Below are 14,537 nucleotides of genomic sequence, written 5' to 3'. Positions count from 1 at the left end.
ATACAGACCATGGCTTGGTGGCACTAAGAGAAGACTTTGCTTCTTGCTCTCTTGCCGTATCTATAAGCTGATAGTTGCCCTGAAAATCTCTCGCCACCTGAATCATTGAGAACTTTGTGATGAAGTTCACATACGATAAGGTACGCATAAAGCTCAGTATATCAGAGCTATGCACTGTTCCTCCCAGTTCGACCTTGCTGTTTTGAGAAAGCAGCGTTCCTGTAAGGTACTTATTGATTTGCTCATTAAGTTTTTGAATATGGAAACCGTAGTTAAAACCATCAGTAAACTTAACAGCACAAATAATTTTGATTCTCTCATAATGAGGGTTTCTCACTTCTATTTTGATAAAAGGAGAAGTAAACTGCTGGATATATAACTTTATTTCATGTAGCAATTCACTACTTGCCATAGGCTCATTAGGATTGGCTGAGTACCTGGCGTGAGGCGTGACCACAATCAATACATTTCCCGGTGAGTCAAGGTGATTGCTCGTCATGTTAGACAGGCAATTTACCTTATAGATCTCATCAAATTTTTCTAAAATAATGCGTTCGTAATCCCACGTGGTAACGGCTCTTTGCTTATGGTGTAGCCTCTCTCCTACTCGTGTGTAAAACTCATCTGCCTCCTCTGAAGGCCTGCCCATAAATGAAGGTAATGGTTGTCGTATCGTTTGTATTCCTTCTATATTTTCTACAGACCTATTGATGGTAAAAGGTGGCAATGGTTGCCTCAAATGCTTATCTGAAACACCTGAATTTGGATCAAGCGTTGCTGAGATCACCTGCGTGGTAATACTCAAAATATTTGAGGCTGTATTTATATTATCTGTAACCGTAGCCCTGATCCAATAGAGTTCAGAATCTAAAATACTGTTTCCATTGGTGATTTCCCCGGGAATCTCAAGTAGTACAATTCCGGTTTTGAGAAAACGATTGGTATCATCTCTCAAAATTTTTGAAGGCGCTAGCGTATACCACTCATCTGCGGAAAGATAACTCCACTCAATAACCGGAGGATCTTCCTCAGAAGAAACCGTATACTCATCTATCATTTCAAACAAAATGGTGAGTAGTTGCGGAGCTCTTACATCACTCAACCCTAAAAGTAAACTCCCTTCAAAATTATAATCAGGAAGCAAATATGTCTTCTGTTTAGAGTTATCTGGGTATACTAAGTTTTCTCCGAATGGATGTAAATAGAAAAATTTACCCCGACTATCCTCAGCATCTTTTTTAGAAGAGTGCTCTACCAGTGATATACTAGAAGATGAAGCATAGTCAACAGAAATAGTCTGTATTTGAGGGGCATATGGTGCCTTTGGCAATAATTTCTTACTCTTCTCTTTATTCTTCAGCAATCCTCCCCGAGCGTTTTCTATCGTAACCTCAGATAAAATAGAGGGATAAATGTCATGAGCGAAACCAAACTGTGGGTTAGAAAGCTCTAGTTTAATAAACCCTCTAGGTGTAAGAGATGTGTAGTTTAACGGCTCGTTTATATCATCATATTGCGGAGACTGTTTGATATCCTTGATTTCTACCTGATCAATGACAGTTTTAGAAAGTAAGGTTGCCTCCTGAGTAGGGTTAGTCGTTGTTCCATTGTCCTGCGTTCTAAACAGTTTAAAGTTTTGTCTTTCAGACTGCTCCTGGGGCTTCCATCGTCCACCATCTAATATAGAAAGTGAGGCTTCGAAAGTAGCATTATCAATATCTAACTCGTACTCTGCGTAATGACCGGCAAAACCACTCTTGTGTGGTGGCAGGTCAAACCACTCGATGTTTATTTTTAAATCGTCTAATGATTTATTGAAAATCTCATTACTTCCAATCACAAAATAAGATCCCGCTTTTGGCATTGGCCCAAAAGGAAGAAATGGAGTATTTGGATTGAGCTGACCTATGTTATTATATAAATCAAGGCTCTTATAACCTTGTACTTTTGTGTTAAAGGTGATTTGCTCGAGCTCCATATTGGCCAGTAGCGAATACGGATAAATATAGGAACTGCTATTGAGCGTAAATCTTATAACAGGCAGAGACGTGCTAAAATGCCCCCCGTGCACACTCTTATCAAATGCTGTGATTGCGGGCTCCGTGGGTAGCAGGTCGAAGTTAATTTTTAAGAAACACTCTTCATCGTTTTTATTGATCACATGCTGACGGATGTGATGCCACTCTTCACCTGAGGTAACCGAAATATTAAATGACTCAAGGAAAATTTTCACAAAAACTTCATCCTGTGTATTGTCATTGGCAATACTTAAATCTTCGAGGTAAGAAGTAAATTCTTTATATTTTTCTTTTTCAAACTGAAAAATAATCTCCACTTCTCGAAGTCCTTCTTTGAGAAATAAACTGGGGGAGGCAATTGCAAAACCAATGTCTGCATTTTCCATTGTTTTTTCATCAACACCCTTCCCACTCTGATCTTCACCAAACACAGCAAAAGACTTTCTAATTTTTTGCTGTTCGGAACTGTCTGAGTGAGTGTAGGCAGGGAATGAGGTCTTGAGAACGTTGTTTGTTAATCGTTTTTCTCTACCCTTTACGGTAAGAATTTCACTATCAACATATATCGATTTTACAGATTTTACTTTTACTTTATTTACAAGTAAATCCTCATCAGCGATATACAGCGCATTATTCCCTTCACTATCCTTTTGGCCTATAAATACCGTACCTTCATTGATGTGTGCGTATGGTGTGGCCTGATTTAGTATGAATTTTAAGTATACCTTATCGTAGATCGCATTCTTCTTTTGCTGTCGAAGTACCTCAGCAAAATAGAATTCTATATGTCTTCTATTGAGTTGGTTTAGATTACCCTGAGCCTTTTCAAATAGCTTTAAAAATGCTATGTATAAAGCTATTTCAGGGTAGTGTATATCGCTTTCTAATGATTGATCAAGGTAGTCAGGGGTTTTTGACTTAAGGTAAAGCAAGGTTTCATAAAAATCCTGGAATATCTGCTGTAGCTTTTCAGTTACGCTTTCTATTCGCTCTTTTTGAGTTTTGCCTTTGTATAACGAATCAGTTTTTTCGATCTCGTCAAGCTCCCATATTTCACTAAAATCAGCGTAATCAAGTGCGATAGTCTTACCTAAAACCTTTTTGTCATTGGCGCCAACGTCAAGTTTCTTTAGCTCCTGAAGGGCAGTCTTAAGTTTTGATGTAATCGCATTGTTGATCTCACTTCGTACGCTTACCTGAGATAGTGTAAACTCTTCAATTGCCTTTAGCCGCTTATACCAGTCTTCAAATCTGCTGGCAATATTGTGTATTTCTCTAAAGCATTTATCCAGGTATTTGTGCTTTCTATCGGTTCGCTTAAATAGTTGAGCTTTATAGATATAATCTTTGAAACGCTCCTCCATTACTACAGGCTCAGAATCTATGATAGATGCTAATACCACAGTCTCATCAGCAAAGAAGTAAGACCAATCTCCTTCGACCTTATTTTCCTGATTGTAGAAATTGATCAGCTTGGAAAGACCTGATGTGAAAACGAGCATATCTTCAAAAGATCGCTCATCTATTTTTACATAGCCGCTATCAAGTGCCTCAAATTGTCTGCTGCTCTGGCTTGTGCCAATATTTTTATTATTTCTTTTACTCATGGAGTTAAGACAGCTCTATGTGCTTATGAATCTGTTTGAGGTTTAAATCGCACGTCTGTGCCTTCTATGATGTAATAAGGGTAAACCATATTACTTCTCTTATTGGTTTTTCTTATGGTGTATACCAGCTCAATAATGAGTAGTCCATCGTTTTCCGTGCCCGGTTCGATATTAATGGCATCCAAAATTATTCTTGGCTCATAATAAAGTACCGAAAACTCGATTTTTCTTTTTATCTCATTTATGAGGGTACTATCGATAGATTCAAATACCGAGAAAGTTAAATCACAACCATAGTCAGGCAACATAATGCGCTCACCAGGTTTTGTTGTAAGTAAAATCAAAAGACTTTCTCTTATGTCTTCCTCTTCAGACACTAAGACAACACTTCCCGTTTTTTTATCGAATGTTGGGGGAAATTTCCACCCAATTCCTAAAAATGTTTTCTTATGCTTCATGTAGTTGGTTTCTTTCCTCTATAATTTAGCCACCGATCATCACTGTAGGGCAACCCGGCCCTGTAACTGTGCCCCCATGAGCTGTAGTATCTCCTAATCTCACCGCAGGCTTACCGCAGATCATAACTGTGGCAGAGCCTTTGATTATCGAATCTGGAGGCCCTGTACACACTGCATTGTCGCCAAGTATCGAGGCCGGCATTCCACCTATTAAGACTGTAGGTGCTCCCGGACCGATTACCGGCCCGCCTACGTGGGGTACAGTGCCCGTTACCATCGGACAAACATGCATATCTGTAATTCGTATCGCTGGTGGCATATTGTCTTATTTTAATTTATTTGTACCATCGCTCCTTTGATGGTGGTTGTTGCCGAACCTTTCAATTCAGCCTGAGTTCCTTCAGCTGCAAACTTAGTTGTGCCTTTCAAACTCACGTTCATACCTTCGGCATTTAAATCTTTCGTGGCCTTTATATCTGTCTGACCTGTAGATTCAAGTGTAATATTGCCTTTAGCTGATATTTTAATGTCTTTATCTGCTTCTAAAGAAATTCCGGCATCTGACATGACCAGTTTATTTTTATTAGCAGTATCTTCTATTGTTACATTTTTATTTTTATCGTCAAGTACCAACTTATTACCTTCCGGAGTATGGATAGTTAGTATTTTATCCTTGTCATTAAACTGAATTTCAAGCTCTCCTTTGGTAAAAATTGATTTAGTGCCATTTTCTTCTTCCGGAGTATATTTAGGCACTAATTTCTTACTATACATAGCCCCCAATATCACTGGTGACAATGGGTCATCATTGAGAAAGCCCAGAACAACTTCATCACCGATTTCAGGATAAAAAAACATACCTGAGCCATTAGAAGCATAAAAACTAGACAATCGCGCCCAGATTGGCATATTGTCTTGCTCTAAGGTTGGTAGTGTTACTTGTACTCTATGATTACCGTCCGGGTCTTCATGAATTTGTTTCACCACCCCAATTTGTAAACCATTGATTGGGGGTATGGTGCCTCCCGCAGCCGGTGACTCAATTAGAGGCACTTCTTCTGCATAAGTTTCATTTGAAAGACCAAGACCGATTTCGGTCACCCAATTACCATCTTCTAAAATATGATTGATGGAACCAATGAATGCGTCTCCATTAAAATGATCACTTAATCCGTCTATTGAAATCAAAGTACCCGGCTCAGCCTTGGCATTCCCTCTGATTTTAAGACTACCGGTAACCTTAGACAGCCTGGATCGGGTAAGTCTGCTACTTGCCCAATTTTTCAGTATAGCCTCATTTGTAGTAGAAGGTGTTTGTAACCTAAACTCATCTAACCCTAAAACCTCAGCTAGTTTGTCTGATTTTAAATCCCCTTGAGACGATTCTGCACTGGCACTACCTGTTCCTTCTAAAACAGACTGTGTGCTAAAGTCCCAGGCTTTAGAAACCACTGATTTATATTGGCTTCGCGAATCTATCTCGCCATTAAAGCTTACAAATCCTGTCCCATAGCCAACCTTCAATACCTTTTTGTTCCCTGGCGCTTCTGCTATTAGCTCACCATTGACTGTACGCACCAAAAGTCCATTCACTTCAGCACGCATCAATATAAAATCCCAGTCACTGGCATGATGTTGCACCAATTCAGGGTGCTCGGTAGATGTAGCTGAAACTTTAGCCTTGAGACTAGAGTTCTTGGCAAGCTCAGAGATTACATCACTATCTTTTACGTCTTTAAATACGGTATTTTTTCTCCCTACTGTGAGTTTAACGGCCTTATCCTTGCAATCTACCATCACATACGGATTGCCACTTCTATCTATATTGAGGCTATGCTTGATAATGATACCCTCAAAAATCACATCTTCCTGCGACTCATATCCTGCTTTGATGGTAATCTCCTTACCCGGGTCGAGCAGTCCTTTATTACTTAAGGAGAAATCGTCAGATTCTGAACTACCGCCATCCATGTATTCAAGTCTGGCGCTAGCTATTTTATTTATACTCCTTGAAACACTCAAAGATATGCATAGGTAATGCCCCGGAATTTCTTGTCCGTCCACCAAAACTGAGTAGGTAACTAATGTTGAGTCGGTTAATGCATTATCAGCCATAGCTTATTTCTTTACTGGCGGAAACATCAACTCCGCACCCGGTTCCAGATTTCTGAAATTGACTAAATTATTAACTCTGGCTACTTGTAGATAATAGCTGCTGTCACCATATATTTTTTCACATAGCATGGGTAGGTTATCACCCATTTTTACAGTAACTACATGACTTAAATCCGGGGAAGATTTGTTGGTTTTCTTTGCCTGAGTTTCCGGATCCATTGAATTTTCAAAAGCCACCTTTGCTTTCGCTCTTATACTGGTACCGTCAGGTGAAAACATAGTATGAGTCACTTCCAGACTCGTAAGGCGACCGTAAAAGGTAAATGAGGTACCCCATGACAATTGAACAAAAGGCGTTTGGTGCTCTTCTCCAATATAATAATAGGTCGCTTCTTTTAATTTCTCTATTTCCTCATGTACATCACGTACTTCACCTGTAGCACCAGTGCCGTCAAATACCAATTCAAAGCTTACTGATTCAGGACCTACATTTTTAAATTTATTCTCGGGGCCAATGGTATCAGGGGCTTGATCTGCGTTGTAGTTTATAGAATGTGAATGCGCTATCGATGAAGGGTTGATCATTACACTAAGCTCTTGTCGCTTCTTGGTGTATTTCTGATCATCATAGCTTATTATCTTAAGTTTCTTAAGTTTTGAGTCTGAATCCAAACCTGCCATCTATCTTTCTTTTCTCGTCTCAATCTTTTTTAAAACCCGGTCTACGCACTGCTCAATGATCCTGCGTTCTTCCGTAGAACTCAAAGTATTTTGCCTTTGATTTCCTGCAATTTGGTGACTGTCTTTGACAGATAACTTAATCACCAATTCGTTTATTTCTAAAGGCATATTATTCTAAGTATTTATCTGTTTTCCTCAAATCTTTGAAAGGCCAACTCTATAGTTTCAACTAATAATTGATTTTTATCGGCACCGAACCCCGAAACTTCTTTTTTGACAGGGTATGCCTTCTCAAAAGTCCAGCTCATTATTGGTTCATCTTTTTCACTTAGAAGAGTGACAATAATGTTGCGTAGTACCAATGGTTTTGCAAAACCTGTCTCAACCGTACTTTTCACCCAATTTGCGAATTCGGACTTTACTACCACCATTCCACGTTTGAGTATAAGATTTGGGTATTTAATAGGTTGGGGAACCCGGTGTATAAACCGGTTTTCCCCACCCTCTTGTATATCTTCAGTAGGTATTTCTACAGATATACCAGATATCTCCTGAAAGCTGGCATCATAACTTTTATCCGTCCCTGAAGCAGAAGCTCCACTTAAATTAACAGCAAATCTGAAACCTGGAACAGGGTAATGTTTAGCCATATTTTACAGAGATTATCCTAATTCCTGAGTAATTCCCTCGTGTGCTAACTCAATTGACTCCAGGGCAATCTCGTTGGCATCTGACTTCAAGTCTGGACCTGAAACCTTAACAGGGAATGCATTTTCAACTCTCCAAACCATCACAGGACTATCTTCCTCATCAAGTAAGGTAATTGTTACCGTTTCTCTTCGATCAGGGTTAGTCTGTACATCCTGGAACCAGTCAAAAAAGCTAAGGTCATCTTTGAAAACACCTTTTTTCAAAGTGATAGTACCGTGCTTCTTCAATCCAGGGATTTTTTGAGTTACTAATGACGGGTCACTTCCCGATCTGTACTCAATAAATTGGGTTTCCATCTCAAGTCCTGTTACTTCCTGAAACCCTACATCGATATCACCCCACTCTACTGTGAAGTGAAACTTAGGAACTGGCCATAATTCTTCTGCCATAATCTGATATGTTTATAAGCTTTTAATGATTTATTTAATAGTTAGGATTATGCTTCAAGCATTTTTTGCTGGAATGTGATCACGATAAATTCAGCAGGTCTGGCTACAGCCACCTTCACTGTAATTCTCATAATACCGTCCAATACGTCATTTGGAGTCATTGTTGAACCGATTCCAACATTTACTTCGTAAGCATCGGAAGGTGTAAGACCTACAAGGCCACCTTGTCTCCAGATGTCATTAAGGAATGACGAAACCATACTTCTTACCAATACCCAGGTACCGGAAGTGTTAGGCTCATATACGTATGCTTTAGCTGCAGCTTTTACTGACTGCTCGATAAAAGTTATCGTTCTTCTTACGTTTACATATCTCCAATCCTGGCTGTTGCCATCGAGTGTTCTGGCACCCCATACTTTGGTTCCTTCACCAACGAATGATCTGATAGCATTTACTGATTTACCAGTAACCGTCACGTTTAAATCTTCCTGATCATCATGTGTAAGTTTGATTACAGGTGAAATTGCACTGTTTACGCTTACGTTAGCTGGTGCTTTCCACACGCCTCTTTCACCGTCTACCATAGAGTAAATACCTGCCATTGCTGCTGCAGGAGGCAAAATGTTGAGGTGAGTTCTAATCCCTTGCATCACTTTCTTGAAAGAAGGGCTTACTACATTAAGTGTCTGAGAAAGGCTCTCAGCATCAGTACCAGACTGATCAAGCTTCTTTACTTCCGCTTTTATTTCATCAGCCTTTTTAGCGTTTGCTGCTCTTTCTTCAGCCTCTTTGTTGAGTAGATCCTGTAAAACATCAATATTAGAGATGTTCTTGTAGTCCACTTCTTCATTTTCTACGATGCTAGTGTAAACCCACGGGTAATACGCTGCACCATAAGCCAGGAAGTTAGAACCAACTCCCTCACGGAATCTGGTAATTACATCATTTTTATCGTAAGTACGCGCTTTGTTACCATTAGGCACATCAAGTACGGCAAATCTGCTTTTCATTTTAAATCCGCAATGCGTAAGCATTTCTTGCTGTAAAGAATAGCAATCGCCTTCATCAAGCATTACAGCCTCAGGAGCAACCAAAATTGTTGGCTCATCTTCTCCTACCAAAGACTGAATTCCATCAGTCAAAGCTTTTTTAGAGATTGTATTAGGCTTTGGTGCAGATGCTTTGGTATCCGCTGCCTTGGCATCTTTACCTTTTGCATCTTTATTAGAACTGCTTGCACTAGCTTCTCCCGATGCATTGTATGTACCTACAGATACGATATAGCAGCTTCCTCCACCATTGGCAAAGAATAATCTAATGCTATCATAAAATATAAATCTTGAACTAGAGTCAGGAACGACTTTATAGCCTTTGCCTCCTACCTGAATATCGAAATCTTCGCTATCAGAAGCAGACTGAATGTTAAAAGTTGTTCTTGTTCCTCTTCCAAATATGTTATGATATTCGGTGAGTGAATTAATACGCACAGGCATGTTAATCAATGACTGACCGTCTCTGCGTGCTTTTTCCGTATATCCGACAAAGGCAGGTACCGCTGTAGGTATACCCGCTACGGAGTTAGGAAAGGCGTTCTTTTCTTCAATGTAAACGCCAGGAGTAGCTAAGGTTTGTGACATTGTTTGTTGTTGTTGGGTTTTAATTATACATAAATGATTATTTCCGAAAATACCTTTGAGTTAGCCTCTCTGGTTTCCGGCTTTATCGAATCGATAGGAGGTACCGGCAATCGTCTGATAAGGACTTTATTGGCATTACCTCCATTTTTCTTTCTTAACTGAAAATGGAAATCCGAATACTCCATCAATGGCAGTGCAGTGTTTGAGCTAAAGCTCAGTGCATTTGTACCATTTACCAACTTCACTTCTTCAGCCTTGCTAAAGCTGACTCCTTTTTTCTCGCTATATATGGTTGCATCCTGGATACCTCGTACATATTTTGGCACCACCATGTAGCGCCAGAAGGTATCCCTTGCTTTAAATTTTATTTCATAATTATACTGAGGCAGTTCTGCCTGCTCTTCGATTTTAGCAAGCATTTCTTTCTTCATTTTCTCAGTAAACTTAATCTCAACCAAACCCAAAGGTGGTTGTGAAACTTTACTCGCTATTGCAATAAATTTTTCTTTCTCTTTATCGTTGAGGTACAACTTGTATTTGCCTTCAGGAAGATTTTCAAAAGTTGTGTGTGGTAAAATCTCTGCATCTACATCTCTGCTGACTATTACCTGATCTTCATCGTCTTTCAACTCCAACTTACCTTTGGCATCGGCAAGCTGATAGTCGAAGTAATTGGGTCTTACCTGCAAAGTGTCTTCAGCAGAGACAAACTCCCCTTTTTGCAAGTCATCTTTCTTTTCTTTAGCGTTAGAAAAATAAAATATCGAATTACGATGCTCTGTAGGAATTGCCGTGAAATTTCTAAAATAGGCATTGTTACAAGTCATCCAAAAGGAAAAAGAGAGCTCTTGCCTACTCAACTTATAATGTAGCGCTTCTTTTCTTTCTCCATCGCAAAGTATATGAAGACCTGAATCATCTTGCTTAAGTAAAAAGCCAAGTTTATTGATGAGTTGCGCAGTTTCTCTTGTAGGAAGAAATTTTATATCTCTACCCTCATTATCAGCATAGTATGTATGCGATACTTTTATGGTAAGAAAACGTTTAAAATGAAACTGCAAGTCGATCATCGATACTAGAAGTTTGCCCCGAAACCTGAGAATGGCACATCGTTACTGGTAAGCACACCTTCCTGGAAGGTCACCATTCTTACTTTATATAAAATGGAAGGCAAATACTTGCCGCCAATTGTGCCCCAAAGGTGGCTTTGGTTTTGAAGGTCTTGATTTACAATTTCAAAAGTTAATTTATCGATATCGTTATTAAGCTCTGGTGTGTTTCTATGATTCATCACCTTATTGGCTTGAAAGAAGCTTATTACAGCAGAAAGATACCTTAACCCTTCCATGTAGTTTCCATCATTAAAAGATGCTGAAAACAGTAGAAAGAGATTCATATTAATCGGCCGATTGGTATTACCAGAATGATTTTTATGACTTACCGTCTCTTGTTGCAAGTTGACCAGACTTAGAATTATTTTATCCGGTTCTGTAACCGCCATCGACCCATCGGGATTTACAATATTGGAGACAACTATCTTCTGCTCTGACTGACCGAACCTATTGGTAATGTAGTCGTTAGCTAACTCCGAGATGACAGATACTGCAGAATAAATCATAATAATTTTAAAATTCCCTTTCGATAAACATAGTATTTTTCATACTTCATTCATGTTTATCCTTCAATAATAGAGAAGTAATTTTTAGAATGCTAATAATAATTTATAAAAAAATCATACTTACTAAGGCAAGTCTTTTTCACTTAAAAACTGCCTGCTTATCCATAAAAATATAATGGCTCCAATTACAAAACCGGCCAACAGAAATACGATTTCACGTACTCCGGTGTATTGCATACCTATAAAAAGCAATGCAACTAATACTATTATCAATAATGCCAAACCACCCTTTATCACGATATTGAACATCCGCTTAAATCTGCAGCCATATCGGTAAAGCACAAAAAAGCCAAGCATACTCACACCAAACACCGCACCGAATATCCCAAATAATGGCCTTGGATTCTTCAGTAAATAATTTGGGTTTTTGATAATTCTAAAAGCCAGAGACATCCATCTTCTTGGAGAAAAGCGTTTACTTCTGGCTACGGCATTGGCCTGCTTAATTTCATCAGGTGTCATAGCAAATTTTGCAGCCAGCAATTTCCATAGTTCTTTAAAACCATTGTCGTAACCGAGCGCCCAAATACCCACACCTCCGAGTTTTTTCTCTTTTATCCAATCGTACTTTCTGGCAAGTGTGAGGCTATCTTCATACCACAGTTGTCTGTAGTTATTTTGATTATCGCGATAAACATAAAATTTAGATTTACTCACCTCATCTTCACAGCAAGGTAAGTCTCCATGCTCTTTTTGTATGTTTCTATACATAGGGTAGCGAATGAAGCGGTTTACTTTAGAAGGAAACTTCAGGTCTCTCGTTTCCCACTCGGCACCGTAGTAAGGTAAGCCTAACAAAAGCTTATTATTTGGTACGCCACCGACCAAATATTCATCAACAGCTGACTGTAAATTGTACTCCCACCAGGTCTGCCCACTGTTTAAAGGCGCCACCGGACCCGCTACTGTGCTATTTGCACCATAAAACTCGTAGCCCATTATTATGTACATGTCCACATGTTGGTTGAGCTGCCTTAACTCATAAACCCGATCAAAATCTATAGGTGGTACCGCCAGAGTGATGAGGTAATCTTTTTTAGCTGCTCTTAAGCTACTGGAGAGGTCAATAATGAAATTAGTGAACTGCTTTCTGGTATAAGAAGGGATGTTCTCAAAATCTAAATTCACTCCATCAGCATTTCTTTCTCTTAATAATGTAATCAGTGTATTGATAAAAGTACGCTGGGCATCCAGGTTTGTAAGAAATTTAGCATTATTTGCCTGTCCAAAGTTTGTAACACTCAACAATACTTTTGTACCGTGCTGTTGTGCTGAATCAATAAGGGCAGTTGTTTTCCAATCGTGGATGGTTTTGTAGCCACCAGTATTGGGGTTTAACTCATAAGAAAAGTATGCTATAGCTGAGAGTAAAGAGAAGTTGTAGCTTTTATAAGCAGTACCCATCCAGTAAGGATGCCAACCAAAAACCTTAGTTGTGCTATCTATTTTATGCTCTTTTTTATAGCTATTACCATGAGTAAGCTTGTAGTATTTAGACCAGCTGTTTTCACTCTTAAATTCCTTTTTCGGCCTTCTCTTTTTTACAGATAAAACCCTGTTTTTAAAATAGGTGGTATCTACAACTCCCTTAGATACACTGCTTCCTTCATCAATTAAACCCGCCTGGTTCACTTCCATTAGGGAATCTAATAGTTGCTGATCGGTACTCGTTTTCTTTATTGTGGTATCCGGCTTTGCAATTTTTATTGTATCCGGTTTAGGCCTTACTGTTTCTGACTCTTCTTGCCGATTTTTTTCTATCAGCGCATTGATACGGCCCTTAATTAGATCTTGTGATCCGTTGTTGGTTTTTTCCTGACCCCATGAAGCTGAAACAACACAGAAAATAATTAACACAGCGAGAAAAAATCTCATTCTTTTCAGTTGGTTTTTGAGGAGGTAAACTATCATTAATCCAAACACTTCTACCCATTCCGGCTCATCATCTGAGCTAATAAGTTCCGTACTATTTATTCAAACTTTTACACAAGCGATCGCTAAAATATAACCTCCTTGTGAAATGAGAAAATTAATTGATGGCTTTTTTTAGAAAAAAATAAAATCATACTATCTCATGTTGCAACATTGTATATTTAAAACATTGTCTAATATATTTATATAACATTTTTTAAATATTTGTACTAAGTTAGCGCCCTGAATAACACAAATTAGCACAATGTCTGCACGTTTATTTTTAGTATTTTCTTTATTATCAATTTCTTTTTCTTTCGATTTAATGGGTCAGGAGGTTAGTGCAACTGCCGACAATTCTGCCCTTGCAGATCGATTCAAATCTTTGGATGTCAGCTATTTAGGCACCACCCAAAACTGTATACCTTATGATGTGTATGCTCTGAAATATCATAATACCTGGGTGCTCACTATTTTGGAACAAGAGACGGTAGCTACTTTCGTAACGCGCCCTCCAAGGAGTGATGAAAAAGTACATACAGCCTCTACCTATTTTACTGAAGGCGTCTCGTATTTGGTCGAGATAGACAGTTATTTCAAGAAAAAGAAACGGAAGAAAACTGTAAACGACCTGGAGTTATATGGCTTTTACAAATTGAATAAGAAAGGCAAAAGAGCCATGCGAGGCATGCTTTTACTTGAGCTGCCAGACGAGAAAGAAGTACCTGATTTCTTCTTATTCAAATTCTTTCACAGCCTATTTTCTAAAGCCGAAAAAGAAGTGGATGACAACCGACTAAAACCAAACCTTGAGGAAAAAATTAAATCCACCGAAGAGAAGATAAATGCTCAGGTGGATGATATTAAGTAGTTTATTCTTTTTCAAATAAGTGTTTAATAGACTTATTTTTTGGCATGTTGATCAAATTTATTGCAGCTACACCATGATTGTTAGGAGTAGTTGGGTCTAAACCAGCTTCTAACAAAATTTTAATGATTTCATCTCCATTTTTATCATTATAACTCATTATGGCACTCCACAGTAAAGTATTACCATGGGGATCTGTTATCTCTTTGTCTGCTCCATTTTCAAGTAAAACTTTGAGAGCCTCAGGTTGGTAATCTAAAACAGCAATATGAGCAGAAGAATATCCTGGTTTTGTTAATACATTTAGATCAGCACCATTCTCAATCAAAATTTTCAATATTTCAATATTCCCATCTTCAGTTGCAGCATGTATAGGAAACTGTCCCGTATCTCCCATCTGATTTATGTCAACATTATCTTTTATCAGCTCTTGTATTTTGCCAACCTCTCCTCTCAAAGTTGCT

At 38.7% G+C, this 14,537-nt stretch carries 14 protein-coding genes; 1 reads left to right on the top strand and 13 read right to left on the bottom strand.

The genetic code is table 11. The annotated features are described in order from the left end of the window. The 12 genes from E1176_RS15495 to E1176_RS15440 all read right to left on the bottom strand — a co-directional run. On the bottom strand, positions 1-3,625 hold a 3,625-nt coding region (locus E1176_RS15495; protein WP_155211681.1), incomplete at its 3' end, for a baseplate J/gp47 family protein. 23 nt (positions 3,626-3,648) lie between these two features. Beyond that, complete coding sequence (locus tag E1176_RS15490) at positions 3,649-4,083, bottom strand: GPW/gp25 family protein (RefSeq protein ID WP_155211679.1); 435 nt, start codon at positions 4,081-4,083, stop codon at positions 3,649-3,651. A 25-nt stretch (positions 4,084-4,108) separates the two neighbouring features. Beyond that, the gene (locus E1176_RS15485) at positions 4,109-4,402 is read right to left on the bottom strand and encodes a PAAR domain-containing protein (RefSeq protein ID WP_155211677.1); all 294 of its coding nucleotides are present in this window, start codon (positions 4,400-4,402) and stop codon (positions 4,109-4,111) included. Between the two features lie 11 nt (positions 4,403-4,413). Beyond that, positions 4,414-6,198, bottom strand: a complete 1,785-nt coding sequence (gene vgrG, locus E1176_RS15480; protein WP_155211675.1) for a type VI secretion system tip protein VgrG — start codon at positions 6,196-6,198, stop codon at positions 4,414-4,416. A gap of 3 nt (positions 6,199-6,201) precedes the next feature. Next, positions 6,202-6,879, bottom strand: coding sequence for a CIS tube protein (locus tag E1176_RS15475; RefSeq protein WP_155211673.1), 678 nt, complete (start codon positions 6,877-6,879; stop codon positions 6,202-6,204). After that, a complete protein-coding gene (locus E1176_RS15470; protein WP_155211671.1) occupies positions 6,880-7,047 on the bottom strand; it encodes a DUF5908 family protein in 168 nt (55 codons plus the stop codon). A 14-nt stretch (positions 7,048-7,061) separates the two neighbouring features. Then, the gene (locus tag E1176_RS15465; protein WP_155211669.1) at positions 7,062-7,529 is read right to left on the bottom strand and encodes a phage tail protein; all 468 of its coding nucleotides are present in this window, start codon (positions 7,527-7,529) and stop codon (positions 7,062-7,064) included. Positions 7,530-7,541: 12 nt separating this feature from the next. Then, positions 7,542-7,979 carry a phage tail protein gene (locus E1176_RS15460; protein ID WP_155211667.1) on the bottom strand — a complete coding sequence of 146 codons (438 nt, stop codon included), beginning with the start codon at positions 7,977-7,979 and terminating at the stop codon, positions 7,542-7,544. Between the two features lie 47 nt (positions 7,980-8,026). Then, on the bottom strand, positions 8,027-9,616 hold the full coding sequence (locus E1176_RS15455; protein WP_155211665.1) for a phage tail sheath family protein: 1,590 nt from the start codon (positions 9,614-9,616) through the stop codon (positions 8,027-8,029). A 23-nt stretch (positions 9,617-9,639) separates the two neighbouring features. Next, entirely contained in the window at positions 9,640-10,686 is a 1,047-nt protein-coding gene (locus tag E1176_RS15450; protein WP_155211663.1) for a hypothetical protein, read from the bottom strand. A 5-nt stretch (positions 10,687-10,691) separates the two neighbouring features. Continuing rightward, positions 10,692-11,234, bottom strand: coding sequence for a Pvc16 family protein (locus E1176_RS15445; protein ID WP_155211661.1), 543 nt, complete (start codon positions 11,232-11,234; stop codon positions 10,692-10,694). Positions 11,235-11,357: 123 nt separating this feature from the next. After that, the gene (locus tag E1176_RS15440) at positions 11,358-13,169 is read right to left on the bottom strand and encodes a glycosyl hydrolase family 18 protein (RefSeq protein WP_185152834.1); all 1,812 of its coding nucleotides are present in this window, start codon (positions 13,167-13,169) and stop codon (positions 11,358-11,360) included. Positions 13,170-13,470: 301 nt separating this feature from the next. On the opposite strand from E1176_RS15440, the gene E1176_RS15435 reads away from it, so the two are divergent. Next, complete coding sequence (locus E1176_RS15435) at positions 13,471-14,076, top strand: hypothetical protein (RefSeq protein ID WP_155211658.1); 606 nt, start codon at positions 13,471-13,473, stop codon at positions 14,074-14,076. Between the two features lies 1 nt (position 14,077). Here E1176_RS15435 and E1176_RS15430 read toward each other — a convergent pair. Then, the coding region (locus tag E1176_RS15430; protein ID WP_222933163.1) for an ankyrin repeat domain-containing protein at positions 14,078-14,537 on the bottom strand (460 nt) is incomplete at its 5' end.

This window comes from Fulvivirga aurantia (assembly GCF_009711475.1).
In the GTDB taxonomy this organism is placed as follows: domain Bacteria; phylum Bacteroidota; class Bacteroidia; order Cytophagales; family Cyclobacteriaceae; genus Fulvivirga; species Fulvivirga aurantia.
The sequence above is the reverse complement of the archived record's forward strand: the minus strand, read 5'-3'. Positions and strand labels throughout refer to the sequence as shown.

What these genes read in the sequence shown, in the direction of transcription:
- E1176_RS15490 (WP_155211679.1), bottom strand. Translation starts at nt 4,083, where the DNA reads ATGAAGCATAAGAAAACATTTTTAGGAATTGGGTGGAAATTTCCCCCA.
- E1176_RS15485 (WP_155211677.1), bottom strand. Translation starts at nt 4,402, where the DNA reads ATGCCACCAGCGATACGAATTACAGATATGCATGTTTGTCCGATGGTA.
- vgrG (WP_155211675.1), bottom strand. Translation starts at nt 6,198, where the DNA reads ATGGCTGATAATGCATTAACCGACTCAACATTAGTTACCTACTCAGTT.
- E1176_RS15475 (WP_155211673.1), bottom strand. Translation starts at nt 6,879, where the DNA reads ATGGCAGGTTTGGATTCAGACTCAAAACTTAAGAAACTTAAGATAATA.
- E1176_RS15470 (WP_155211671.1), bottom strand. Translation starts at nt 7,047, where the DNA reads ATGCCTTTAGAAATAAACGAATTGGTGATTAAGTTATCTGTCAAAGAC.
- E1176_RS15465 (WP_155211669.1), bottom strand. Translation starts at nt 7,529, where the DNA reads ATGGCTAAACATTACCCTGTTCCAGGTTTCAGATTTGCTGTTAATTTA.
- E1176_RS15460 (WP_155211667.1), bottom strand. Translation starts at nt 7,979, where the DNA reads ATGGCAGAAGAATTATGGCCAGTTCCTAAGTTTCACTTCACAGTAGAG.
- E1176_RS15455 (WP_155211665.1), bottom strand. Translation starts at nt 9,616, where the DNA reads ATGTCACAAACCTTAGCTACTCCTGGCGTTTACATTGAAGAAAAGAAC.
- E1176_RS15450 (WP_155211663.1), bottom strand. Translation starts at nt 10,686, where the DNA reads ATGATCGACTTGCAGTTTCATTTTAAACGTTTTCTTACCATAAAAGTA.
- E1176_RS15445 (WP_155211661.1), bottom strand. Translation starts at nt 11,234, where the DNA reads ATGATTTATTCTGCAGTATCTGTCATCTCGGAGTTAGCTAACGACTAC.
- E1176_RS15440 (WP_185152834.1), bottom strand. Translation starts at nt 13,169, where the DNA reads ATGAGATTTTTTCTCGCTGTGTTAATTATTTTCTGTGTTGTTTCAGCT.
- E1176_RS15435 (WP_155211658.1), top strand. Translation starts at nt 13,471, where the DNA reads ATGTCTGCACGTTTATTTTTAGTATTTTCTTTATTATCAATTTCTTTT.